At 29.3% G+C, this 24,512-nt stretch carries 26 protein-coding genes and 2 riboswitches; of the genes, 8 read left to right on the top strand and 18 right to left on the bottom strand.

What is annotated here, in order from left to right; translation table 11 throughout:
- The first annotated feature begins 15 nt into the window (after positions 1-15).
- The gene (lnt, locus tag OREMA_RS0106855; protein WP_018248530.1) at positions 16-1,509 is read left to right on the top strand and encodes an apolipoprotein N-acyltransferase; all 1,494 of its coding nucleotides are present in this window, start codon (positions 16-18) and stop codon (positions 1,507-1,509) included.
- 45 nt (positions 1,510-1,554) lie between these two features.
- Here the strand turns inward: lnt and OREMA_RS0106850 are convergent, their stop codons facing one another.
- Entirely contained in the window at positions 1,555-1,953 is a 399-nt protein-coding gene (locus OREMA_RS0106850; protein ID WP_018248529.1) for a hypothetical protein, read from the bottom strand.
- A gap of 226 nt (positions 1,954-2,179) precedes the next feature.
- Positions 2,180-2,281: riboswitch (TPP riboswitch) on the top strand.
- Between the two features lie 74 nt (positions 2,282-2,355).
- Between OREMA_RS0106850 and thiT the strand changes: the two genes are divergently transcribed.
- The 5 genes from thiT (at position 2,356) to OREMA_RS0106825 (ending at position 6,091) form a co-directional block, all read left to right on the top strand.
- Complete coding sequence (gene thiT, locus OREMA_RS0106845) at positions 2,356-2,925, top strand: energy-coupled thiamine transporter ThiT (protein WP_018248528.1); 570 nt, start codon at positions 2,356-2,358, stop codon at positions 2,923-2,925.
- A complete protein-coding gene (locus tag OREMA_RS0106840; protein ID WP_018248527.1) occupies positions 2,925-3,563 on the top strand; it encodes a thiamine diphosphokinase in 639 nt (212 codons plus the stop codon). The genes thiT and OREMA_RS0106840 overlap by 1 nt, the downstream gene beginning before the upstream one ends.
- Positions 3,564-3,799: 236 nt before the next feature.
- A complete protein-coding gene (locus OREMA_RS0106835) occupies positions 3,800-4,054 on the top strand; it encodes a 4Fe-4S dicluster domain-containing protein (RefSeq protein ID WP_018248526.1) in 255 nt (84 codons plus the stop codon).
- Between the two features lie 251 nt (positions 4,055-4,305).
- A complete protein-coding gene (locus OREMA_RS19035) occupies positions 4,306-4,476 on the top strand; it encodes a hypothetical protein (protein WP_018248525.1) in 171 nt (56 codons plus the stop codon).
- Positions 4,477-5,155: 679 nt separating this feature from the next.
- Entirely contained in the window at positions 5,156-6,091 is a 936-nt protein-coding gene (locus OREMA_RS0106825) for a tyrosine recombinase XerC (RefSeq protein WP_018248524.1), read from the top strand.
- On the opposite strand, the gene OREMA_RS0106820 is transcribed toward OREMA_RS0106825, so the two are convergent.
- The gene (locus OREMA_RS0106820; RefSeq protein ID WP_018248523.1) at positions 6,086-6,538 is read right to left on the bottom strand and encodes a hypothetical protein; all 453 of its coding nucleotides are present in this window, start codon (positions 6,536-6,538) and stop codon (positions 6,086-6,088) included. The genes OREMA_RS0106825 and OREMA_RS0106820 overlap by 6 nt on opposite strands.
- 473 nt (positions 6,539-7,011) lie before the next feature.
- On the opposite strand from OREMA_RS0106820, the gene OREMA_RS0106815 reads away from it, so the two are divergent.
- Positions 7,012-7,224, top strand: a complete 213-nt coding sequence (locus OREMA_RS0106815) for a DUF1540 domain-containing protein (protein WP_018248522.1) — start codon at positions 7,012-7,014, stop codon at positions 7,222-7,224.
- A gap of 32 nt (positions 7,225-7,256) precedes the next feature.
- On the opposite strand, the gene OREMA_RS19030 is transcribed toward OREMA_RS0106815, so the two are convergent.
- The 3 genes from OREMA_RS19030 to OREMA_RS0106800 form a co-directional block, all read right to left on the bottom strand.
- Positions 7,257-7,409: a hypothetical protein gene (locus OREMA_RS19030; protein WP_018248521.1), complete on the bottom strand. Its 153-nt coding sequence runs from the start codon at positions 7,407-7,409 to the stop codon at positions 7,257-7,259.
- A 191-nt stretch (positions 7,410-7,600) separates the two neighbouring features.
- Positions 7,601-8,650 (bottom strand): IS30 family transposase, encoded by a 1,050-nt coding sequence (locus OREMA_RS0106805; protein ID WP_018248520.1) that lies wholly within the window; start codon positions 8,648-8,650, stop codon positions 7,601-7,603.
- Positions 8,651-8,692: 42 nt separating this feature from the next.
- On the bottom strand, positions 8,693-8,887 hold the full coding sequence (locus OREMA_RS0106800) for a hypothetical protein (protein ID WP_018248519.1): 195 nt from the start codon (positions 8,885-8,887) through the stop codon (positions 8,693-8,695).
- A 124-nt stretch (positions 8,888-9,011) separates the two neighbouring features.
- Here OREMA_RS0106800 and spoVB point away from each other — a divergent pair, with 124 nt between their 5' ends.
- A complete protein-coding gene (gene spoVB / locus OREMA_RS0106795) occupies positions 9,012-10,565 on the top strand; it encodes a stage V sporulation protein B (RefSeq protein ID WP_244871492.1) in 1,554 nt (517 codons plus the stop codon).
- Positions 10,566-10,601: 36 nt separating this feature from the next.
- On the opposite strand, the gene nhaC is transcribed toward spoVB, so the two are convergent.
- The 13 genes from nhaC to thiI all read right to left on the bottom strand — a co-directional run bounded on the left by nhaC (position 10,602) and on the right by thiI (position 24,511).
- Complete coding sequence (nhaC, locus tag OREMA_RS0106790; protein WP_018248517.1) at positions 10,602-11,987, bottom strand: Na+/H+ antiporter NhaC; 1,386 nt, start codon at positions 11,985-11,987, stop codon at positions 10,602-10,604.
- A gap of 77 nt (positions 11,988-12,064) precedes the next feature.
- Entirely contained in the window at positions 12,065-12,250 is a 186-nt protein-coding gene (locus tag OREMA_RS0106785; protein ID WP_018248516.1) for a type Z 30S ribosomal protein S14, read from the bottom strand.
- 212 nt (positions 12,251-12,462) lie between these two features.
- Entirely contained in the window at positions 12,463-13,509 is a 1,047-nt protein-coding gene (locus OREMA_RS0106780; RefSeq protein WP_018248515.1) for a type I phosphomannose isomerase catalytic subunit, read from the bottom strand.
- A gap of 103 nt (positions 13,510-13,612) precedes the next feature.
- The gene (locus OREMA_RS0106775) at positions 13,613-14,857 is read right to left on the bottom strand and encodes a PIG-L deacetylase family protein (protein ID WP_157280034.1); all 1,245 of its coding nucleotides are present in this window, start codon (positions 14,855-14,857) and stop codon (positions 13,613-13,615) included.
- A 61-nt stretch (positions 14,858-14,918) separates the two neighbouring features.
- Positions 14,919-15,248, bottom strand: coding sequence for a hypothetical protein (locus OREMA_RS0106770; protein ID WP_018248513.1), 330 nt, complete (start codon positions 15,246-15,248; stop codon positions 14,919-14,921).
- Between the two features lie 307 nt (positions 15,249-15,555).
- On the bottom strand, positions 15,556-16,755 hold the full coding sequence (locus tag OREMA_RS0106765) for an O-acetylhomoserine aminocarboxypropyltransferase/cysteine synthase family protein (protein ID WP_018248512.1): 1,200 nt from the start codon (positions 16,753-16,755) through the stop codon (positions 15,556-15,558).
- A gap of 265 nt (positions 16,756-17,020) precedes the next feature.
- Positions 17,021-17,236, bottom strand: a complete 216-nt coding sequence (locus OREMA_RS19420; RefSeq protein ID WP_407667763.1) for a DUF6485 family protein — start codon at positions 17,234-17,236, stop codon at positions 17,021-17,023.
- Between the two features lie 54 nt (positions 17,237-17,290).
- Positions 17,291-17,398, bottom strand: a riboswitch (SAM riboswitch).
- A gap of 134 nt (positions 17,399-17,532) precedes the next feature.
- Positions 17,533-18,603, bottom strand: coding sequence for an IS30 family transposase (locus OREMA_RS0106760; protein WP_018247563.1), 1,071 nt, complete (start codon positions 18,601-18,603; stop codon positions 17,533-17,535).
- A 96-nt stretch (positions 18,604-18,699) separates the two neighbouring features.
- Positions 18,700-20,130: an ABC transporter substrate-binding protein gene (locus OREMA_RS0106755; protein ID WP_018248511.1), complete on the bottom strand. Its 1,431-nt coding sequence runs from the start codon at positions 20,128-20,130 to the stop codon at positions 18,700-18,702.
- A gap of 18 nt (positions 20,131-20,148) precedes the next feature.
- Positions 20,149-21,093: a L,D-transpeptidase family protein gene (locus tag OREMA_RS0106750; RefSeq protein ID WP_026188934.1), complete on the bottom strand. Its 945-nt coding sequence runs from the start codon at positions 21,091-21,093 to the stop codon at positions 20,149-20,151.
- Positions 21,094-21,353: 260 nt separating this feature from the next.
- Positions 21,354-22,238, bottom strand: coding sequence for a DUF3307 domain-containing protein (locus OREMA_RS0106740; protein WP_018248508.1), 885 nt, complete (start codon positions 22,236-22,238; stop codon positions 21,354-21,356).
- Positions 22,239-22,332: 94 nt separating this feature from the next.
- Entirely contained in the window at positions 22,333-22,995 is a 663-nt protein-coding gene (locus OREMA_RS0106735) for a SatD family protein (RefSeq protein WP_018248507.1), read from the bottom strand.
- A gap of 331 nt (positions 22,996-23,326) precedes the next feature.
- The gene (thiI, locus tag OREMA_RS0106730; protein WP_018248506.1) at positions 23,327-24,511 is read right to left on the bottom strand and encodes a tRNA uracil 4-sulfurtransferase ThiI; all 1,185 of its coding nucleotides are present in this window, start codon (positions 24,509-24,511) and stop codon (positions 23,327-23,329) included.
- Between the last annotated feature and the right edge of the window lies 1 nt (position 24,512).

The raw sequence follows: 24,512 nt of genomic DNA, 5'->3' as shown, positions 1-24,512 counted from the left end.
TAAGAGAGGAAGAAAATGATGATACATTCTTTATTAGCTATTTTAGCAGGTCTGTTATTGGGGATTCCTTTTAAATTTCCTAGTTTAGCATTATTGGCTTGGGTAGGATTAATCCCATTCTTATTCGCCTTAGAAGGAGAGAATAAGAAAAGATCCTTTTATTTAGGATGGATTATGGGGTTATCATTCTTAGCTATTAGTAGTTATTGGCTGGTTAATCCATTGATTAATTTTAGTGGGTATCCTTTAGCTATCTGTATTCTTATCTTTATATTAGCTATATCTATCCTTAGTTTATATTTTGCTTTGTTTGCTTTTATATTAAAAACTGTAGAATCTAAGTTAAGTTTAGCTGTATTTATTGTAGTACCAATAGTTTGGACAGCAGTTGAATTTTTACGGAGTATCTTTTCTTTTCAATTTTTATTTGCTTTCCTTGCTTACTCTCAGAGTTTTATTCCTGAGTTAATTCAGTTAGCTGAATATGGTGGCTTATACTTAGTTACTTTTATTATTGTCTTAGTAAATACTCTTCTTTATCTTTTTATTAAGAAGAAAAATAAAAGCTATGGAATAATAGCTATTTCAATCTTTGTTTTAGTATTTTCTTATGGATCTTTAGTTTTAAAGCAGAATAACAATATCTCCAAGGAAGTAGCTATCGGAATTGTTCAGCCTAATATACCTCAAAATATTAAAATGAGTTCAAAACACCAAAGAGAAGTAGTGGATAAGCTACTAAAATTATCATCGAAAGAATTAGAACAGAATGATCCTGATCTATTAATTTGGCCTGAAACAGCCATTTTAAGGACCTATTATAAAAGTAGAGGCTTTCCTTATCACTTGCCTAAAGATACTCCACTATTTATTGGTGGTTTTGCTAGAGAAGGTGAGAATCTAGAGAAAACATTAAACAGTTCCTTCTTATTTGATGAAAATAGAAGAATTGTAGACCGATATAGTAAGAATAAACTGGTTCCTTGGGGAGAATATGTACCATTTCCTAATTTGATTCCTGATATAATAGAAAGTAATTTAAATCATTTAACCCCAGGAAAGGAATTGAATTCTTTTAATTATAATAAAATTACTTGGGTGAGTCCAATTTGTTCTGAAGTTCTAAATCCTTTTTATGTTAGAGATTTATATGATCAAAATGATTTTATGGTTAACATCTCTAATGAAGCTTGGTTTGAAGAGAGTCATGCTTCTTTACAGGTTTTACAAGCCGTTATATTTAGGGCAGTAGAACACAGGGCTCCTATTGTCAAAGTAGGTAACACAGGTATTAGTGGAGTGATAAACCAAAATGGAAAAGTACTAATTAGAACTGACATTTTTGAAACTAAAACATTAACTTTTAATTTAGCTATTCCAGTACGTAAAGAAACAATATATTATAAGTATGGAAACGTATTTGGATGGACACTTTTATTAATAACTTTCTTTATTTTATCTAAAATTTATCTAGAAAGAAAAGAATTTCTCATAAGTTCAAATAAGTAGAATTAAATAAAAAAAGAGTGGCTAAAGAGCCACTCTTTTTTATTTCTATGTTATCTTTTTAGCTTTTTCTTGATCAATTAATTGAGAAGCAGAGTTTTCCTTTGCTTTTCTGTTATTTAGCTTATTAATCAAATTAAATATAACAGCTAGAATAATAAATAGATCAATAAATAAAGTTATTAAAATTGCGACCTTTCCTAAGCTAAAACTCTGTAGATCTTGAAGCGTTATAATATTTGCTAGAGCTTCTGCTTTGTTAGAATAAGCAACAAATATCAGTAATGCTGAAACATATATTAGGCTATTAGAAATAAATCTAAAAAAGTGATTTATTAACTCTTTCTTTTCTCTTTCATCTGAATAATTTAAATTTTTTAAAAGAATAATAGCCTGTGTTAAAACTATAAGTATAAAAGAAGTACCAATAATTAATTCTGTGTTCATTAAATTTCCTCCTTTATAAATTATTTAGATCAATTTTAAGTAATCTCTATTATTTAGAGTCTTAATCTAATAAGCCTCTTCTTCATTAACTTGCTTTAATATTATTGTAACATATTATAGATACTTTTCAATATAAATAATAATCCTTTTAGCTTTGAACTTTCTCTTAAGTTATTGCAGCTCAAGTTATATTTTGTTATAATTATATTAAAATTCAATATAATAAAAAGCACACTAGGGGTGTCTGAAAAGACTGAGAAGAGTTGTTACTCTAACTCTATAACCTGATCTGGATAATACCAGCGTAGGGAAGTGGTTATTTTAAATTAGCTAAAAACCACTTCTTTGTAAATGGAAGTGGTTTTTATTATATAATTAATTATTTTAGAAAGGATGATAATTTTGCAGAATAATAAAATTCAAGAATTAACTGAATTAGGAGTTGCACTAGCTTTAGCTACAATTTTGAGCTTTTTAAAGCTTTATGAGATGCCTCAAGGAGGTTCTTTGACTTTGGAGATGCTTCCAATCATCTTTATTTCTTTGCGTTGGGGATGGAAGAAAGGGTTCTTTTTAGGTGCTACATATGGGGTTTTACAATTGCTATTAGGTGCTAAAATATATTATCCTAGCCAAGCATTTATTGATTATCCTCTAGCTTTTGGACTTTTAGGTTTTTCTGGCTTAGTATCTAAACTTTTTGATGAAGCAAATTTCAAGATTAAGTCTATTCTAATAGTTATGGCTACATTATTAGGAGGGAGCTTTAGATTTCTAGCTCATGTAATTTCAGGTGTAGTCTTTTTTGGAAAGTATGCTCCTGAAGGTGTAGATGTTTGGGTTTATTCTTTAGGATATAATGCAACTTATATGATTCCTCAAATTATAATTACTATTGTAGCTATGATCTTATTAGACAAAGGCTTAGCCAATACCTCATTAAACGAAGTAAATAATAGGGAAGCTAAATAATGAAGAAGGTTGTTTTATTTATTAATGGTGAGCTACGAGGTGAAAAAGATTTTTATCTAAACTATATAAGGGATAATGATAAGATCATTTGCGCAGATGGAGGGGCAAAACATACTTATAAGTTAGGATTGATACCTGATTTAATTTTAGGAGATTTAGATTCTATTCCAGCTGAAGTTTTTAATTATTATCAAAAAAAAGGTGTCGAGTTTTCTAAGTATCCCGCTAATAAAGATAAGACCGATACACAGTTAGTCTTAGAGAAGTTAATAGGAGAGAGCTATGATGAGATAATTATCTTTGCTGCTTTAGGTGGCCGTTTAGATCATACTTTAGCAAACTTATACTTATTAGAACATTTTAATGCTGATGATTTTAATATTAAGTTAATAAGCCAGTATGAGACTGTAGAACTAATAACTGATGAAAAGCAGATAGTTAATAAAACAAATAAAACAGTATCTTTTTTGCCCTTGACTAGAGAGGTTAAAGGAGTATATTTAACTGGCTTTAAATATAAACTAGTGGATGCAGTATTTACACGAGGTGATACTTTAGGCTTAAGCAATATAATTAAATCAAAAGTAGCTAAGGTTGAAATTTCTAAAGGAAAGATGTTAATGATCATTAATAATTAAATAGAATAAAAGAGTAATAAAAACCTAACTTTTAGTTAGGTTTTTATTATTTCAAAGTTATTATATCTAATATTTATACAATGCAATTAATAATCTCTCGCTATTATCGGGGGTTTGATACAAAGGGATGTATATTTATAATTTTTTGCTGGAGAACAAAGTATTCTTCACCATTTTATTGCTTGAATAATAGAATAAAAAGAGTGGCTTAATTATTTAAAGAGTAGGTGAGGAGATTGGATGAATATTCTATTGCTAAAAGAAGGAACGGTGAAGAATATCTATTAAAATACATTGACCAAATTGATTATGAAAAATGTATAGGATGTTCCAATTGTGTTAAAGCATGTGGAGCAGATGTTTTAAGGATGGTAAATACCTCTCACGGTTATAAAGTTAAAATAATTGCAGCAGAAAGATGTTTAGGGGAAGGTCATTGCTTAAAAAAGTGTCCAACGGATGCTTTAAAATTAAAGCCCCAGCAAATATAAAGTTAATAAGTGTAACTATTAAAGAACTGTGGAATGATAGATAAAGCGACAGTTTCGGAGTTAGGCTTTAGGAGCTAGGACATAGAAAGATCTTACTAACTCCTATGACCTATCGCCTAGCACCTAAAAGTGTCTTTTTATATCTATTAAGTTTTATACTTAGTAAATAAAATAGCTTTATTTTTAAGAATTTCTATGTTAAACTAAGGGACAGAAAGCATAAAAGCAAAAAACAGGAGGTAAAAATTAATATGCCAATTAAAGAGTGTTTATTAGAAAATAAAACTTGCAATAACTGCGGAGAATGCTTGATCTGTGATTTAGATAGAAGCAAAAATTGTAATAATTGTATGGAATGTATTGATACTAATATAGATTTTAATGCCATAGGAATAGATGACGTAGTATATGATGAAGAATAAAAACAAAATATTATTATCCTAAAAAAACATCTGCTTGTATAGTAGATGTTTTTTTATAACTATTTTTCTGTTTAGAACGTTAAATATAGAAAAAGATTATATTTGAATTTGTTGTTGAACTTTTAAATTGAATTTAAGTTAAAGCAAAATGATAATTTTAGACCTTAAATTCAATGAAAAACAGAATAGAAAGTCGATAAAATATACAAGCAAATATTAAGACTTTGCGATTTGGGGCGATGGACTTTAGTGTGTTAAATTCTGCTTTTTATTGAGGATTATTATGAAAAATACAGATAAAACTAAGAAGAATCCTAAATTATCATTAGTTCATAGTAAATTAACAGCTCGATGGAGAAAATAAGAATAAAATTACAAAATAAAAGCTTTTGAACAAGTTTAGAATCTTTTTTGAAGATCAGAGGTCTATATTGCTAGGTGTAAAGAGAAAAGTGTATAAGGAGGGGATTATTATAAAGGTATTATTGTTTTATATTATTGCGCAAAATATGTATTTTGCGCAATAATGAGGTTAAAATAATATTATTCCCGAATTTAAATAATATTATACCTATATTTGCAATATTTTATTCTGGATATTATAATTTAAATAGATAAATAATAATTAACCGTTGTTTTTGAGTCTAATTTTTGAGTCTAATTAAGGAGGTCTTTTGTTTTGATTAAAAATTTAAAGTATAAACAAGCTGTAAAAAGTTTTTTGAAATATCTCTTAGCCGAACGAGGTTATTCTGAATTGACTATTAAAGAATATAATCAAGATCTAGATCTTTTTGCTAGATATCTAAATAAAGAATTTGACTATGAGATCGAAAGTTTAGAGATCGAAGAAATTAACCAATTTCATCTCTCTGAATTTCTAAGCGATATTATCTTAATTAATGATAACTCAGCTGCAACTAGAAATCGTAAGTTATATAGCTTGAGGTCTTTCTTCAATTTCTTAGTAAAGCGTAACTTTATAAATAACAACCCTACTTTATCTATTGAATCTACTAAAACAAATTTAAGATCTGAGCCAATTTATTTAAATGCTGACGATATCAGAAATTACTTAAATGCGATCAAAAACTATAATTCTAAAAATCAAAGTCGAGATTTAGCTATCAATAAGATGTTTTTATATTGTGGTCTAAGAATTTCAGAACTTGTGAATTTAAACGTTGATGAATTAGATTATGCAGATAGCTCTATTAAGTTCTACGGAAAAGGAAATAAAGAACGTTATGTGCCTTTGCATCAGGAAGTTATATCGGCAATTAAAAATTACTTACCTGATAGAAATAAGATAAAAACAAGTAATCACGATGCTAAAAAAGCCCTCTTTCTATCAAACCGTGGTAATAGAATCAGTGTTAGAACTGTTCAAACAATGGTCAAAAAATATGCTAAAAGAGCTGGTGTTCGTAATGCTGAAAAGGTAACTCCTCATAAATTGCGCCATACCTTTGCTAGTATATTATATAAAGAAACTAAAGACTTAAGAGTACTACAAGAACTGTTGGGCCATAGTAATCTTTCTACAACCCAAATTTATACCCATACAGATAAAGAACAACGTAAGAATGCAGTAGATCAGCTACCTGAGCTATAAACTACCTTTAAATGTATTCTTAATAGTATTTTCATAGTCTCTGAGATTATAAGTAGCAATTGTCTCAATTGTATTCATTGCTTCTATCTTTAAATCTTCATCAATACTATCAAAATTATTATATACTTCACTTATATCTTCTAATATAATCTGTAGATTCCTTATCTCCTCCCCTATTTTATCTAAAGGATCTAAGCTATAGGAATGATATTGTTCTTTGATAAACTTAACTTCTCTTTCTTCTGCAAAGTTATCTACTAAATGATAGTTAAGTTTATTTACCTTTATCATCTTCTTTAAAAGATCCATCCCCGTTTCTAATAGCTCTAAATCTTCATATTCTTGATAAATAACATAGTCAGAAAGATTTATCATATCTTGTAATAAGTTAAATTGCTGATCCATTATTTCATCATAATTATTTTTTGAATTTATATCAAAACTCATTATAACACCCCATTTTATATATAGATAAACAATTCTAAAATCAAATTTAAAACCTTATTTTTACCACTAATCTACACGAATTATCACTAATAAATAATCAAGATTTTTTCATAGTCTATATTTTTACTACTCTTATTCGTGTATATTTATAATCATCTACTTCAAGACTAATTACTCAATCGATAAAAACTATCTCTTTGGGTTTGACCTACGAATTTGAAAAGATAATTCGACCTTGCATAGCCTAACATAACCCTTCGTGAAATTTTAATTTTTATGATTCTCTTCAGATGTTTAGTTTCTTATTATTTCTTGAATTTATATTTTATCTGTGGTTAACTATCTTTTGATTTTATTTTTATTTCACTTTATGGTTGGACATCTATAATTTATATTCCCCTTTATATTGTTGCTAAATACACTATAGTATAAAAAAAATATAATAGTTAATGATAATAGCAGGAGGTGAATTTATGGCACAACAAAAATGTATTCAAGTTGCTTGTAATGTTTCAAATTGCCATTATTATGGTGAGGGAGATATATGTGTTGCGAACAAAATTCAAGTAAGTAATATTGAGTTTGGTACCAATATGAAAGATATGGAAGCAGGCAAGTTAGGAAAGTCTGCTCCTGCTGATAATTCCCATACAACACAATGTGTAACCTTTAAGCCAAAGCAATAAGTAATTAATAGACGGAGTAATAAACTCCGTCTTTATTTATCTTCTATTATATTTTCCCCCACCAACAGTAGCTTATAGATTTCTTTTAGTTCTGCCTCTTCAAAAGCTGTTATTTGATCTTTATCACGTTTAGCCTTTAGATTTTTGGCTACTTTAATCAAATGTTCTATCTCCTTTTCTTTCATACCTCCTCCCCCTCAAAAGTCCATATACTCCAATATATTTGTAGTGATTTGTTTTTGTTACTTATAATAATAAAGACCATCTTCAATCAGATGGCCTGTAATTAATTTTATTTATCAAAAATTTGCTTTATATTATTTTCTTAAATTGCAATAATAAATTGAACATTTTCAAACTGTAATAATTTGGTTATTTAGTCATAAAGAATTTGTTTTAATTTATCTTCAAATATTTCATCAGGGGTTAGGTAATCTAAGATTTTTCTTGGTAAAGTATTGCACCAGTTTTGGACTCTAGCAATAGATTCAATAGAGAATTGGTTTAGACTATTACCTTTAGGGATAAAGCGTCTTATAAGACCATTATGACGCTCATTAGTTCCTCTTTCCCATGATGAATATGGATGTGCAAAGTATACTTTAGTATCACTAATTTGCTCTAAAAATGACATTTGAGCAAACTCAGAGCCATTATCACAAGTGAAGCTTTTAAATACTTTTGGAAAACAATCTCCTGCTTCATTAACGAGCTTTAAAATAGCATCTTGAACTGCTTGAGCAGTCTTGGCAGGGATTTTACGAATAATTTCTTTACGAGTCATACGTTCTGTCATAGTAAGTAAAACTGATTCATTTTTAGTCTTTTTGCCTATCATAGTGTCAATTTCCCAGTGACCAAACTCACTACGATTATTAATACTTTCAGGGCGTTGATCTATACTTGTACCAAGCTTCTTTTTATTATTTTTAGTACGATTTGTTTTTGAAGAGCGTTTAAGCTTTAAGGGTAAATCAATGTTTTTGATTGTCAATAATCCAGCGTTAACATAGTTATACAGCGTCTTAGTAGACACCATTTCTGACTTTGAAAATTTATTATGAAGTTTTGCTGCACCACATATAGCATCAAGAGAATGTCCTTTTTGGTAGAATTGTTCCACAACATAGTCAATAAAGTATTCACATTGTAAAAGCTTAAACTTAGGACCACAATTTTTGCGATTAGATTCATAAACTCTTTGACCAGTGTCAGGATAATAAGCCATAACCTTTTTATTAGCTTTAATTTGAGAAACTGTACCACGTTTTAGCTCGTTTCTAATCGTATTAGAAGCTCTACCTAAACGTTTTGCAATAGCATTTGGATTCATTCCTTCGGAATGTAATAATGCAATTTGACCACGTTCATAAGCATTTAAGTGTTTATTTTTTCGGGATTTTGGTGTATCATTTAAGTAAGTCATAGTGTGCACCCTCCTGTAATTGGTTACTTTGTGGTGATTTAATTATATTACAGTTTGGTGCCCTATGGCTATTTTTATTTTGTTCAATTTGATTTTACAATGAAGCAAAAAATAAAAAGGTGAATCGGCTTTAATTTTATTTTCGAAGGATGAATCTTCTTTAGCCCAAGAGTTAGATGCCACAAAAGTAGAACTTAGTACTAAAATTAATGTTATAATTACTATTCTATTTTTCATAAAATGCCCCCTTCTATATAAATAGTCTATCTTCTTTCTTTTTAATATGCAAATTTATTATAATTCTTTATTCAGTAATAAATACAATCACATCCTTAATAAACTATATTAATGGCTGAAAGGAGTGATTAAGATCAAACATCAATCATTAATAAAAGGTGCCTTTATCTTAATGTTAGCGGGCCTTTTTAATAGAGTGCTTGGCTTTATTTTAAGAATTATATTAGTTAGAATAATTGGTGATGAAGGTCTAGGTTTATTTCAGATGGTATTTCCTATTTTTATTACCTTTTCTATTATAACTACTATGGGCTTGCCAGTAGCAGTCTCTAAGTTTGTATCAGAAGAAGTTGCTAAAGAAAGATATCGCAATGCTTTAAAAATCTTTAAAATCTCTATGTTAATAGTAATTTTAAGTACTTTAATTATAGTAGCTTTATTTGCTGTTAAGGCTGATTTTATTGCTCAAAAACTATTAAATGATAATAGAACCTACTATATTTTATTATCTATCACACCAGCTCTATTATTTGTTAGTTTATCTTCTATATTTCGAGGATTCTTTCAGGGTTTAAGAATTATGACTCCTACGGCTATCTCTCAAATCTTTGAACAAGTAGCAAGAATGATAATAACATTATTATTACTTGCTAAATTAATAGAGGCTTCATTAAACTATCAAACATTGGCTCCAGCTATTGGTACATCAGCTGGTGAATTAGTAGGTTTTTTAACTTTGTCAGTTATTTTTGTTTATTATTTACCACAGTTACGAAGCTTTAAAGATAGTACTACATCTGATTCCACCTTTAGTATCCTTAAAAAGTTAATTAAGTTTGGCATTCCTATTACTATTGGTAGAATAGTTGCTTCTTTAATGTATACAGTTGAGGCAATAACTATACCAGGCAAATTACAAGAGGTTGGTTATAGCATATCCCAAGCAACTTCCTTATATGGTCAATTATCAGGGATGGTATTACAACTAATTTACTTACCTACTATTATCACAATTGCTCTTAACTCAAATTTAATTCCAGCAATTTCAGAATCTGTAGCTCAAAATAACAATAATGCTATTAGAAAACGGTCCCAAGAAGCCATTAGATTGACTTTTTACTTTGGTTTTTTAGCAAATATTATTCTGTTTATAGTACCTGAAGAAATTTGTAATCTATTATTTAATTATCCTCAAGCTGGAGATATTTTAAGAATATTAGCACTTCCAGCAATCTGTTTATATTTATCTCAAATTTCTGGTGGTATACTGCAAGGCTTAGGAGCACCTAATCTAGTAGTTAGAAACTCTATTATTTCCTTAATGGCAGAGTTATTATTGATATATTCAGTAATTTATTTACCTCATAGTTTGGCTTTTGAGATTATTCCTTGTTCAATTGCAATCAGATATATTATCATGACCTTACTAAACTTCAGATCTATTTCTAAACAAGTGAAGTTAAATCTGCCTATCAATCATTTATTTATTAAACCGATCTTAGCAGGAATTTTAGTAGTTATGATCTTACCACAACTTTATAAAGTTATTAATTACATGTCTGCTAATAATACTCTTAGCTTGATTCTAGCAATTATATTTAGTAGTGTCTTTTATTTTGCTTTTTTACTTTGGACTAATGGAATAGTAATTGATGATTTCAAAAAAATCGCAAAATAAAAAGGGTATCTTATAAGACACCCTTCAATTTGATCTCTATTCTTCTATTTTCTCCATAGTAATATCGGCAAAAGCATAAATGATTGATACAATTGGAGTAATCAAGCACAAGAATGAAAAGATAAAGTAATCAACAGCAGAAACTCCTAAAGTAGCATAAATAAAAGATCCGCTTAATCCCCAAGGTACTATAGCATTAAATAAAGTTCCTGAATCCTCTAATACCCTTGATAAGTTTTTAGGATGTAATTTTAATTTTTTATAAGCAGTCGAGTACATCTTTCCTGGTAATACAATTGATAAATATTGATCTGCTAGCAAAACATTAACTCCTAAACAAGTTAAAACTGTAGTCAAAACAAGCCCACCTTGACTTTTAGTAGCAGTAGAAAGCTTATTTAAAATTACTTTTAGAACTTTAGTCTTATCTAGTATCCCTCCAAAGGCTAATGCAATTATAATTAAAGAGGCAGAACCTAACATTTTGTTCAACCCACCTCGAGTTAATAATTTGTCAATGAATTCTACTCCTGTACTACTTTGATATCCAAGATGCATAGCATTGATTACATCCTTCAGACCAGCTCCTTGAAAAATCATAGCAAATATTCCTCCTAATAAGGAAGCTGCAATCAAAGTAGGTAAAGCAGGGAACTTCTTCATAGCTAAAATAATAACTAAAACAGGTGGTATCAGCAATATAGGACTAATATAAAATTCTTGGCCTAAGCTATTTAAAATTAAATCAATCTTACTACTATCTAACTCTGATCCACTATATTGAAAGCCGATAATTCCATATAGTATTAATGATAAGATTAAACTCGGTGTAACAGTGTAAAACATATGTTTTATATGTTCAAATAGTTTACTTCCTGCTACAGCAGGTGCTAGATTAGTTGTATCAGATAAAGGTGACATCTTATCACCAAAAAAAGAACCAGAGACAATTGCTCCTGCAGTTATTGCTAAAGGAATATTAAGCCCTTGAGCTATCCCTATTAAAGCAACTCCTATAGTTCCTACAGTTGTCCAAGAACTACCAGTAGCCAAAGAAACAATAGCACAAATTAAAACTGTCGCTACTAAAAATATATTGGGGGATAATAAATGTAAACCATAATAAATCATAGTTTGTACTGTTCCACTCAAAATCCAGGTTCCAATTACAGTACCTACAGTCATTAAGATCAAGATAGATGGTAACCCAATATTTATACCTTTAATAATACTATCCTGTATATCACGCCAACTATAATTCAACTTAAAAGCTGCTAAAGAAGCTATAGTTGCACAGAACAATAAAGGGATATGAGGATAAACCCCTAATTTTAGAATTCCTATACTCAATATTATAACACTAATTATAATCAACCCTAGTGCTAACGCTAAACTAGGTTTCTTACTATCTCTACTACTCATCTTCTTCCAATTACCTCCCAAGACAATATTTTACTTAAACAAATAAGACCTCCCAAGATTAGGAGGTCTATTATAATTTACCAGCTAGACTTTTTAACTCCTGGTAATTTTCCTTCATGTGCTAATTCTCTAAAACAAAGTCTACATAATTCAAATTTACGAATAACACCGTGAGGACGTCCACAACGTCTACAACGATGTTCTTGACGACTAGAAAATTTTGGATCTCTATTAGCTTTTTCTACTTTTGATTTACGAGCCATTTTATCCCTCCTTTTCAAGTGGATTTTCATTCTTACTTCTTTCTAAGACTCTATAATGACATATAAGTTAAAGTTTGATAAGTTAAACTTTTTCTGCTTCTGTTATACTTATACTATAACCACTTGTGTTTTTATTAAACACCAATCAATTATAACATATGTCAGTTTATAATACAAACTTAAAAATACTATTGAAAAGCACTACTTAGACCTTATAGACCTTCTATTTTAGCGATATCATCTAAACTATAGCCTTCTGCCTCTAATTCTTCCTTTAATTTGATCGGTTCTTTAATGTAAGATCTAATCAATTTACAGTTACCTTCAATCTTATATCTTCCCAAAGCTGCTGGTAATAAAGTTGTTTCCCCTGTACTTAAGTTTATAGATCCACTTTTATAAGATATTTTAGCTACTCCTTCTAAAGCCATTAATATATAAAAACGGCTTCCATTAGTTTTATCTACATATACTTCTTCTATATCTAGTGTTTCTGTAATAAAATAAGGGCATGCTACCAAGATCTTTCTTACGTAACCTTCCTTTTTAATTTCTAAGCCTTGAACCTTCTTCTTAGCTTCTTCTCCAAAAGAAATCACATCCAAAGCTTTATCTATATGTAAATCACGTTCCTTACCATCTTTACCTACTCTATTCCAATCATAGACCCGATAAGTGGTATCAGAGTTCTGTTGAATCTCAGCAAGTAAGATTCCTCCTTCAATAGTATGTACAGTTCCTGAAGGAATAAATATGACATCTCCTCTTTCAACCTTAATTTTGATAAGATTCTCATCTAATCTACCATCTTTAATAGAGTTAGCAAATTCTTCTTTATCGATATCTGCTTTGACTCCATATACTAGTTGAGCATCTTCTTGGGAATCAATAATATACCACATCTCTGTCTTACCTAATTCTCCATTTTCATGCTTATTAGCATAATTATCGTCAGGATGAACTTGAACTGATAATTTATCATTAGCATCTAAGATTTTAATAAGTAAAGGAAATTTATTATAGTATTCGTTTTTAGCAGTATTGCCTAGAATTTTTTCCTTTTCTTCTTGAATAGCTTCAATTAATGTCTTGCCTGCTAATCTTCCATTTATAATTTTACTACTTCCTTTTTCGTGGGCAGCTATCTCCCAACTCTCACCTATCTTTCCTTCTGGTAATTCTTTATTAAGTTTTGTTTCTAAACGCCTTCCTCCCCAAATTTTTTCTTTATAAAGCGGTGCAAATTTTAATGGATACAATTCTGATCTTCCTTTCTAAAATAATATCTTTTATATTTCTGAGAGTTTAGAATTATACTATTTATTTCTTAAGTTTTGATCTAAGTCCTTTATTATGAGGATATTAGTTCAATAACTCTATATTATACCATCCCGTTCTATCTAAGATCTTTCTTTGGCCATATGAAAAAGCAGAAACAATTATATTCTCTCTATAATTAAACTGCTCTTTATTAATCTTAAGATAGAGATTATCATTCAACTGCTCCCACTGATTATTATTTGAATTATAAGAAAATTTATGGATTAAATTATTCTGTTGTGGAGTTAATAGATAAAATACTATCTTATTATTTCTTAGAGAAGTAGTTTTAATCTTTACATATAATTTATCCTTTGTATTATATAATGATAATTCTTTAATCTTAGTTCTAGCTTTTTCTAAGTTCTTTTTCTCAAGTGTTTTTATATCTTTTAATATTATCTCTTTAAAGTGTCTTAAGTTAGGATTTTGAACTATATATCTTGTAGGGTTAATTGCAAAAATTTCATTCTTTCTTAGAAAACTATCTAAGAATCTGGAGATTAGCCTTTGAGTCTTAAATTCATTTAGGGCTAATTCTTTTAAAGTAATTACTCTATCTGTTAGAGATCTGCTAACCCAATTGTATTTATCCCTTAATTCAGAAGGTTCTATTAATTGTAAGTTCTTATCCAATTTAAGTTTTTGAGGGTAATTAGGCCAATGAACTAAATACTGATATTGAGGAATATTTAATTTATTCTTGCTTAATATTAGATCTATTACAAGAGAAGTAACCCAATGGTCTGAATGTCTATCCTCAAGATGGGGTGTATAAATAAGATCTGGATCATAAGTCTTAATTATTCTTTCCAATCTTGATATTAATTCATGTTGACTATAATCAACTTTAAAACCTGAGTATGGTGAGTGCGAGGTTTTCAATTTTACTACAAAATAAGGATCCCTTATAGTATGAAATAGAATATCTTTCAAATATCCATCTGGAAAATTAAGAAAGACTATATCTGTTTTAGCTAATCCCATAACTTTTAAAGCTTTGATACTTTCTTCTCTTCTAGTATTACCAAATTTAATTAAATCATCACTGCTACTAAACAAGCTTCTATGAAATAGCTTCTCTGCAAGTAAATAACCATCTCCATTGGTCATTATAATAACTTTAACTTGATCTTCTAAAGCTAAATGCTCATAAATACTACCTCCAACCCCTAGAACTTCATCATCAGGATGGGGGGCTACAACTAGTACTTTCTGAGCTAGAATTATTGGGCTATTAATTATTATCATAAACAATAAAAGTAAAAATATCAGATCTCTTTTCATGGTCTTCACCTCAGTAATAGATACTTCTGGAGATAAAATAATACTAATATCGAAGCTAAAATTATAAGAATGCAATAATTATACTACTTAGTAATATAGGCAAAGCAATAATCAGTAACTCAATACCACTATTTAGTTTAGAAATATTGTCTTTATTCCTATCATTACCTTTATCATTATTAGCTTCTTTTATTTTAGATAAAAACTCTTCCTTGATAATTAAAAAACTCGATAAGGCAAGTAAGACTAGGAATTCAGAAAAGAGTATATCACTTATCCATTGTAAGGTTAGAGTTTCATTTTTAATAATAGAGATAAACATCAATCCAATTAGTGTTAATACTATGAAGATAAATCCTGTTCTCAATAATTTCTTAACTCTCTGTTTCAAAATAAATCCTCCTTTATTTAAGTAATATAATTATTTATAGGAATAGGAAGTATATTACATCTTATCTAAAGCTGTATATCATATATTAGAAAAATTAAGTTATATGAGATATTATCTTAATTCAATAAAAAAGATTAAATTCCTACTCTATCTTCTAAAGTAATACTCTGATATTTTCTACAATCACTTAACTATTATAATTTAAATTTTTGCTATTTTTGATACTACAAATATAAAACCTAGAGAAAATTCTCTAGGTTTTATCACTTATAAGTTTATTTGATCCGCTATTCAAACACCTTTAAAATTAAGAATTAACCTTATTAAAAGCTTGTTCAAGATCGGCAATGATATCATCAATATTTTCAATACCAACAGACAATCTAATTAAATTATCAGTAATTCCTGCTTCTGATTGTTCTTGAGCTGATAACTGCTCATGAGTTGTAGATGCTGGATGAATAATTAAGGTTCTAGCATCTCCTACATTAGCTAATAATGAACATAATTCTACATTGTTAATTAATTTTTTGCCTGCTTTGATACCACCTTTAATTCCAAAGCATAACATTCCACCAAAAGCTCTTTGTTGTTTTTTAGCAAGATCATGTTGGGGATGACTTTTTAAACCAGGATATCTAACCCATTCTACCTGTGGATGTTCTTCTAACCACTGAGCTACTTTTAAAGCATTTTCAGAATGCCTATCCATTCTTAGTGCTAAACTCTCTAATCCTTGAATAAATAACCAAGTATTAAAAGGACTAGCTGCTGGACCAATATCACGATATCCTTCAGTTCTTGCTTTTAAAAGAAAATCAGCAGGTCCTAGGATAATTCCACCAATTGAACTTCCATGCCCTCCAATATATTTAGTAGCTGAATGAACTACTATATCAGCGCCAAATTTAATCGGTTGGGATAAATATGGGGTACAGAAAGTATTATCAACCACCAATTTTAAGCCATGCTGATGTGCTATCTTAGCTACCTTCTCAATATCAACTATATCTAAGGTTGGATTTCCTGGGCTTTCTAAATATAAGAATTTAGTATCTTCATTAATTGCTTCTTCCCAAGCATCAAAATCATGTGGATCAACAAAATTAGTTTCAATACCATATTTAGGTAAAGTTTCTGCAAATAAATGATAAGTACCTCCATATAAATATTTGGAAGCTACTATTTCTCCACCACCTTCAGCTAGAGTGATAGCTGTTAAATGAATTGCAGACATTCCTGAAGAGGTAACCAACCCTGCTTCTGCTCCTTCTAATTCTGCTACTCTCTTCTCAAATACATCATGAGTAGGATTACCAATTCTAGTATAGATATTTCCTGCTTCCTCTAAAGCAAATAATTTGGCTGCATGTTCTGCATCATTAAATACAAAAGATGTACTCTGATAGATTGGTACTGCCCTTGAACTTTGACTGTCCTGTTTTGGACTATAGCCTCCATGTAATGCAACTGTTTCAAATTCATATTTTCCTTCTCTACTACTCATTATTAATTCCTCCTAATTTATAATTATTTAAGTTCTTCTACATTTAAAAAACAAAACTTTTTTACCACGAATTGATACTAATACAAAATAAATTTAAATATTAATTTAATGCATCATCTAATATCATTATCATATAATAATAAAATTCAAAGTAGCTTTCTAAATTCATCTAATTTACTTAGAATTTATTAATATTCTTCTTTGTTGATACGTACTTTTTGAAAATTTGTGTCTATTCGTGATTCCAAATATCTTTTACTTTTAATTATTTATTCTCTAAGTAAAATCTAGCAAAGTCACCAAAGTGATAAGCTTCAAGAGTACTTAAATCTTCAGAAACTACTCTAAAAAAGCAGGCAGGGATTTCATTAGCCTGGAGATTCTTTGCAATACAAGGGTCACATCCCTTGGAATGATTACTAGGATGGTGCTTACATTTCAAATCTTGACAATTACAAAAGTGTTTAGCGATTAATGTCACCCCCTAAAATAAAAAACTCTTCTGATCAGAAGAGTTTTTTAAATATCTATGCTCTTCTTATCTCCCAATACCTGGTATTGCTGGAATTAGCACCGCCATAGTAATAAAACTACCGGTTGCTGGGCTTCATCGGGCCAGTCCCTCCACCACTCTTGATAAGAGTACTTACTATTTGATTTTTTATTATAATAACATATTCCAAGTAAACCTGTCAAGTTTTAATTATTTTTCTTGTGATTGTTATAAATTGCAATATAAAATGCACGGTTTTTTATTTACTCAATACCTCATAAATTTTAAGCTGCCTTTAACTGTTCTTCAAATATATAATTTGCATTCTTAAACCCAAACATTTTTCGTGGATAATTATTTATCCATCGCTCAATTCTTTTAACTTCATTTCTGCTAATATTCTTAAAGCTACTTCCTTTTGGTAAAAACCTTCTAATCATTTTATTTAAATTCTCATTACTACCTCTTTGCCAAGAACAATAAGCATCAGCATAATATTGACTAGTTCTTGAGATATCACTTCCTGTAAAGGAAGTTTCTATCCCTTCATAATCATAGAATTCTTTACCATTATCTGTAGTTATAGTTTTAAATAAGTCTCTAAATTTTCTAACTCCTATTCTTCTTTCTACGCGATCTAATCCTTTTATTACAGATTCTTGAGTCTTATTAGGTATTAGTTCTATTATTTCTTTGCGACTATATCTCTCTGTTAAAACTAATAAAAAGGGCTCATCTTTACCTTTCCTACCCTCTACTAAGTCCATTTCCCAATGACCTATTTCTGACCTTTTATCAGCTTCCTTAGGCCTATCTGATATCTTTCTTCCCTCTTTTCTCCTTTTTGTTGATTCTTTTTCTTTCTGTTTAGATTTATTAGTCTTTTTATATCTACCATAAACCAAATCTTCTCTATCTATAAACAGAATGCCTTTATCTATATAATTATATATCGTCTTCCAATGTATTTTAATTTCAAACCCATCATCCTCTTTAATCATCTCTGCAATTACCTCTGGAGAATAATTTCCTTTTATTTTTTCTTCTATGAATTCAGCTAATTGATGATCTTTTCCTATTTTAATCTTAGCTCCTTTAGCAGTCGCATTGTTATCATATAAGTTTTGAGCTATATCAGCATCGTATTCTATTCTTTTAGTGTAATCTGAATTTAATAATACAAGCTTTCCCCTTTCAATTTCTCGACTTATTGTCGTCCTATGCCTCCCTAACTCTCTTGCTATTGCTGTCTTCGATTTGTTTTGTATATTATATAAATGTTCTATTATCTTTCTCTCTTCCCACTTTAAATGTTTTCCTTTTCTACTTTTTGTGTTATAATTATTTTGGCACATATTTAATACCTCCAATGTTTGCTTTGGTCAGTTAACATTATATATGAGGTATTAATGTGTGTCATTTTTTATTTTTTGAACTATCCGTGCATTTAATTATACAATGCACCTTTCTTGTGATTGTTTTTTATTAATATCAATAAGTTTTTGAGAAGAAGTTAAGATATTATGAACAACTTCATCTACTGTTAAATTTTTCAGCCAAAAGTTTTTATAATTTTGATCAATTATCTCTTTAATTTTATTTTCCAAAATTAAATTTTTGGAGCTAGTTAGACTTGCGATTCTAGAAGAATTAGAAGTAAGAATAAGCTGATCTTTAATCTCTTCTTTTAATTTTACTTCCCTTTTCCATTTCTCTTGTAAAGGAAGATAGGCAGGTAAAACCTTTAATCTTTGGCTGATAATTTGATTTTTTTCCTGGTTAATAAACTTAGCAAATTCATAAACAGCTTTACTATGATCATCGCCTTTATAAGCTTGCTGTCTAAAAAGCAATAAAGAGGATACTTTTAAAGAAGATTTGTAGTCGCTAGAATTTGGTATAGGAAGTAATATCATCTCTGCACTGCTTACTTTTGAATCTTTCTGATATAAGTTATTTAATAACCACATATTAATTGGGGCTATTATAGCTGCTTTTCCTTGCCAAAAATCCGGTAATAATCTCTTATTCATCTTAGTTACTCTTTGAGGAAAGACCTTATTTTCTTTTAATTTATTTAAGTTTTCAAAGATATTGGTCAAGATTTTTTGCTTTAATAATAATTCCCCTTCATTAGAAACTATGTTCTTATTATTTGCAGTAAGTAATTGATAAAACAAATCACTATTATAGGGATTAAATATAATAGAATAATCTTTTTCTTTAAGCTTTAGACTATAGTCTTTAAATTCTTCCCAAGTCCATCCTTGCCGAGCAATTTTATTGATATCTAAATTAGATTTTTTTAAAATTCTTTTATTTCCTACCCAAAATTGTGGTAATAAGCAATTGGGGAGTCCCCAAATTTTTTGCTTATAAGTTAAAGCTTTTAAAGCTAAGTTGTCATATTTTTCTTCATCATTTTTTACTATATTCTGTTCCTTTTCTTTACTGCTTGGAACCCAAAAAAGATTAATAGGAATTTGTAATTTCTCATTTATTAATCTACTCCCATAAATATTATCATAAATATCAGGAGGTTTCCCACTTTCTAAACTTTGATATAATAAATCTTCACCTTCTACAAATGATAATAATCTATAGCTAACCTTAATGTTAGGGTATAAAGTATTGAATTCTTTAATGCTTTTCTTTAAAAATTCTTCGTACCTATCTTTTTGACCTATAAAAAGTGGATAATCCCAATATACTATCTGATATTCTTGATTATGATCTATTTCTACATCTGGATCAATAGTAAAAGTTTTTCCTTCCCTTAGCTTGAATATTTTAAAGTAATAGGTAGCACCACCACTAATTAGTGATATAAGTAAAAAAATCGTCGCTAGCAATCTCCAATTAAAAATTGATTTATTAGCCAATACTAATTACCTCCTTTACTATTTTATATTTAAGATATAAAAAGAATTTTTGTCACCTTCTAAATCATCTTTAAGACCATAAATATACTTAAATTCTTCCATAGCTTTTTTAGTATCTCCACCGAACCTCCCATCTGTATATCCTGGATTAAATCCATAGCCTCTTAGCTTTTCTTGAAATAATAGGACATCTGCACCTACATTTCTAGGTTTTAGATCATGATTTATTTCGATTTTATCCCTTCTTCCAATAATCTTTACTCTAGTCCCTACCTCTACCCAATCATAAAGCACTTTGACATCACGATTAAACATTCTAATACAACCATGGCTAGCTGCCGAGCCAATAGACCCCGGTTTATTAGTACCATGAATACCATAAATTCCCCAAGGAACATTTAATCTCATCCATCTTACTCCAAATCCACCACCCCAGTCTTTATCCTTGGCAATTATTGCCCATTCCCCAATTGGTGATTTAGTAGATGCTTTACCGATAGCTACAGGAAAGGTATAATAAGCTTCTCTGTCTGAAAGAACTGTCATCTGCCTCTTATATCCATTTATTAATAAGGATACTTTTCCTTCAGGAGTTTGAGATCTTTTATTAGTAGCTGTAATAGTTGATCGTTTGTTTAGTGCCTCAGCTAATTCAACCCACAACTCTTCTTTAACAATACCAGTCTCTTTTAACCCGCTAGTATATTGAAAATTCCTAACTGCAAGATAAGTCTGCCAATCATAAATTGAGTTGATTTCACCTTTATAAAAGCCTAAGTCTTTTAATTGTTGCTGTAATTCCCAAATATCATCACCTTCCATTAAGGGGTTATGTAATGATAAATTTCTAAGTGGTTTACAGTCACAAAGATCTTTATTTTCTTCTGCTAAAGTATTAGTCATGAATAAGATCAAAATTAATAAAATAAGAATGAATATCTTGATAAAATACAATTTTATCACCTTTTTTCTTTTTTAATCTTATCAATAATTATGTAAAGGAGATTTAAAATATACAAAGGATTGTTTGTAGTCTCTATTTTATACTATCATAGTGCGACATTTTGGCCGCTAGCCTCTAGCTATTTATAAACTCTAAGCCAGTAGCTAGCAGCTAATAAAAACTGTCGCTTTATCCTTCTATACATAATAAAAAAAGAGTCTAATTCAAGATTATCTCTCAAATTAGACTCTTCCTATTTATATCTTATAAATAAAACATTCTAAAAAATATTATAAAATAAAAAATCCCCTGTATAATCTTCTAGATAGATAATGTAATTTATAATCATTCCAATACAGATAGCAGTTAAAAGACTAACGAAAGTACCTACAATATAATAATCAACAAAATCTTTACTTTTAAAATTATTAAACCTAGCTATCGATTTAGCAGCAAATATTATAGAGATAGCTCCAAAACTCTTGCTTAAGAACAAAGAAAGTAACATTACTCTTTCTAACTTTCCAATTAATTCCCCTGGATTTGCTGGGGTTATATCTTCTTCTAGTTGACTATCTAAAGAACAGTTTTTAATTGAATCAAATTCATTTTCTTCTTCTTCGCTTTTAATAGCCTTAAAATTAATCAAAGTCTTATCAACCATTAAGGCGGCTGGAGTCCAAACAAAGATATAAGCAGAAATAATCAAAATAGTGATATACCAATCCTGCTCTGTCAAAGATAGATGCGAAAGTAAAGAAAACTTTGCACCAATAAAACCACTAATTTTAAGTGCCCATTCCCTTACAAATATTTCTTTTAATATAAAATCAACTGTAAGAATAATAATAAGAATATGAAGTAATTGATCAATTAAAAAAAGTCGATATTGATTTAAAAACTCGATATTTTTCTTTTCTAACCTTATTTTTGCCCAATCGATTATCAAATGCATAACTGTTATTACAATTTCAATTAGAATTAGATTCCAAGAAATATATTGTACGGTCAATAAAAAAGGAATAATAAATACCCAAAAGATATGTTTGATCAAGAAGTTACTATCTTCTCTCTTTTTATTAGCTATATCATCGGTTTGAAAGATAAAATCAGATAGTAGATGAGACAATATAAATAATGCAATTAAAAGCTTTTTTTCGATCATATCAAATCACCTCAACTCTATATTATAACTTCCACAAGTTATCTCTACTCAAATAACCTGTGGAAGTTATGTAATTCAATATAACCTTCATAGGTTATATATTCCGACTATCAAAATTCTTCAAATAATTTATTATACTATTCTCTGCTTTATTTACTTCATAATATAGAGCTTTATTTAGAACTTTACTAATAGACACTTGGCTAACACCTAGCTTATCTGCTACTCTTTCTTGATTTTTGTATTCTTTATATAGTTGGACTATCTCCTTCTGTCTTTTAGTCCTATATTCTCTATTAGACTCTATAAAATAAAGTAAAGAATTAATTAAATCACTTTCAACTTCATTATAACTAGAATAGCTACTATTTGATGAAAAGGAATAACAGATACTGGGTCTTTTTTCTTTAGCTTTATTTAACATAGATCTTGCTCGATGATAGGCCTCACCATCTAATTCCCAAGTGACTGGATTGGATGGAATACTAGTAGCTATACCTCCTATACCTACTCCAACAGCTAATTTTATAGGCCTAAGTCTAGCTTGTAACTGAGTAATTATTTCATAACTTAATGAAGGTATTTTAAGTAGACCTTGAACTTCGTCACCAGCATAAATCATAAATTTTGCTGCTAATTCTTCTTTATATTTCTGATTAATATCTTTGATTGCAGTTTTAATTTTATTTTGTGCTTTAGCACGGTTCTTTAATTTTCTAGAATCTACTACATCAGAAATAATAGCACAATAGTTCATTTGTCTTCCCTCCGAATATATTTATAATATTATCTTAACATAAATTAGCCGATATTGGAAATTTAATCTAAATTATATTCAATATATTGTGACTAGCTATTATCTAAAAATTATAGTGCTAATAGCTTGTAGCTGCTAACAGCTGCTAGCATATTATAACCTGCTATAATCTAAACTATATAAGAACATAATATAAGCTTCTAATACAAAAATAAAAGAAGAGTATCAATAAATACTCCCCCTTATCTTTATTAAAGTTCTCCTTATTTAAACAATATAAAATTATTCTAAGCATAGCTATTCAATAAGGTTACAGCTATACAAAATTGAATTATTCATATGGATTAATATTAATAACCTCTACTTCATCGATAGCTTTGTGGATTAAATCTTCTATTTCTAAGTTCTTTTCCCCTATAGCTATCTGTTTAGGGGTAGGCTTGGTTTCAGGACTTTTTGGTACAAAGACAGTACAACAATCTTCATAAGGTTCAATAGATGTTTCATAAGTTCCTATCTCTTTTGCTCTAGCTATAATTTCCACCTTATCTAGTCCAATTAATGGTCTAAATATCGGCATCTCTGGTACCATATTGGTCACATACATAGATTCCATAGTTTGACTAGCAACTTGCCCCATACTCTCACCTGTGATTAAAGATTTACCACCATTATTTAAAGTAATTCTTTCAGCAATTTTCATCATAATCCTTCTCATAATGATTGTAGTTAATTCTTCTGGGCATTTATCATTCATTTCAGTTTGAATATCAGTAAAATGTACTACATGTAATTTTGTTTCACCCTGATAAGTTGCTAGGGTTTCTGCTAAATCAATAACCTTCTCTTTAGCTCGATCACTTGTAAAAGGAAAGCTATGAAAATAGATAGGGACTATCTTTGCTCCACGCTTAGCTATCATCCAACCTGCAACTGGACTATCAATTCCACCTGATAATAATAATCCTGATTTTCCTGTTACACCTACTGGTAACCCCCCAGAACCAGCAATATCTTTAGTATAAATATAAGCGAAATCAGCCCGGATTTCTACCTTAACATTAATTTCAGGATTATGTACATCAACTTTTAATCTTCCATCTTCAGTATTTATTAACACATGAGCTCCCAATTCTCTGTTTAATTCCATACTATCTAATTCAAAGCTCTTATTATTTCTTCTAGCACTAATTTTGAAGGTAGTTGTACCTTCTTTAGGTAGATCATTATGTACCATTTCTAGGCAGGTATCTTTAATCTTATCTACATCTAAATCTACCTTACGAGCTGGAGCAATACCTACAATTCCAAAGATTCTTTTTAATTTTTTAATAGCCTTATCTTCTTTAATCTTAGTCTCTACATAAACTCTGCCATAAGTTTTATAAACATCTACTTCTGGATCCTCACTCTTAAGAGCTTTGATAATATTAGAGATTAATTTATTTTCAAATAGATATCTATTTTTTCCCTTAATACCGATCTCACCGTAACGAATTAAATATAATTTTTTCATT

The sequence above is a fragment of the Orenia marismortui DSM 5156 genome (genome assembly GCF_000379025.1).
Lineage (GTDB): Bacteria > Bacillota > Halanaerobiia > Halobacteroidales > Halobacteroidaceae > Orenia > Orenia marismortui.
Note: the sequence above shows the minus strand (reverse complement) of the source record. Positions and strands in the feature narration are given on the sequence as shown.

Coding starts and splice junctions, on each gene's coding strand:
- lnt (WP_018248530.1), top strand. CDS start 16: ATGATGATACATTCTTTATTAGCTATTTTAGCAGGTCTGTTATTGGGG.
- OREMA_RS0106850 (WP_018248529.1), bottom strand. CDS start 1,953: ATGAACACAGAATTAATTATTGGTACTTCTTTTATACTTATAGTTTTA.
- OREMA_RS0106840 (WP_018248527.1), top strand. CDS start 2,925: ATGAAGAAGGTTGTTTTATTTATTAATGGTGAGCTACGAGGTGAAAAA.
- OREMA_RS19035 (WP_018248525.1), top strand. CDS start 4,306: ATGCCAATTAAAGAGTGTTTATTAGAAAATAAAACTTGCAATAACTGC.
- OREMA_RS0106820 (WP_018248523.1), bottom strand. CDS start 6,538: ATGAGTTTTGATATAAATTCAAAAAATAATTATGATGAAATAATGGAT.
- OREMA_RS0106815 (WP_018248522.1), top strand. CDS start 7,012: ATGGCACAACAAAAATGTATTCAAGTTGCTTGTAATGTTTCAAATTGC.
- OREMA_RS19030 (WP_018248521.1), bottom strand. CDS start 7,409: ATGAAAGAAAAGGAGATAGAACATTTGATTAAAGTAGCCAAAAATCTA.
- OREMA_RS0106805 (WP_018248520.1), bottom strand. CDS start 8,650: ATGACTTACTTAAATGATACACCAAAATCCCGAAAAAATAAACACTTA.
- OREMA_RS0106800 (WP_018248519.1), bottom strand. CDS start 8,887: ATGAAAAATAGAATAGTAATTATAACATTAATTTTAGTACTAAGTTCT.
- nhaC (WP_018248517.1), bottom strand. CDS start 11,987: ATGAGTAGTAGAGATAGTAAGAAACCTAGTTTAGCGTTAGCACTAGGG.
- OREMA_RS0106785 (WP_018248516.1), bottom strand. CDS start 12,250: ATGGCTCGTAAATCAAAAGTAGAAAAAGCTAATAGAGATCCAAAATTT.
- OREMA_RS0106775 (WP_157280034.1), bottom strand. CDS start 14,857: ATGAAAAGAGATCTGATATTTTTACTTTTATTGTTTATGATAATAATT.
- OREMA_RS0106765 (WP_018248512.1), bottom strand. CDS start 16,755: ATGAGTAGTAGAGAAGGAAAATATGAATTTGAAACAGTTGCATTACAT.
- OREMA_RS0106760 (WP_018247563.1), bottom strand. CDS start 18,603: ATGTGCCAAAATAATTATAACACAAAAAGTAGAAAAGGAAAACATTTA.
- OREMA_RS0106740 (WP_018248508.1), bottom strand. CDS start 22,238: ATGATCGAAAAAAAGCTTTTAATTGCATTATTTATATTGTCTCATCTA.
- OREMA_RS0106735 (WP_018248507.1), bottom strand. CDS start 22,995: ATGAACTATTGTGCTATTATTTCTGATGTAGTAGATTCTAGAAAATTA.
- thiI (WP_018248506.1), bottom strand. CDS start 24,511: ATGAAAAAATTATATTTAATTCGTTACGGTGAGATCGGTATTAAGGGA.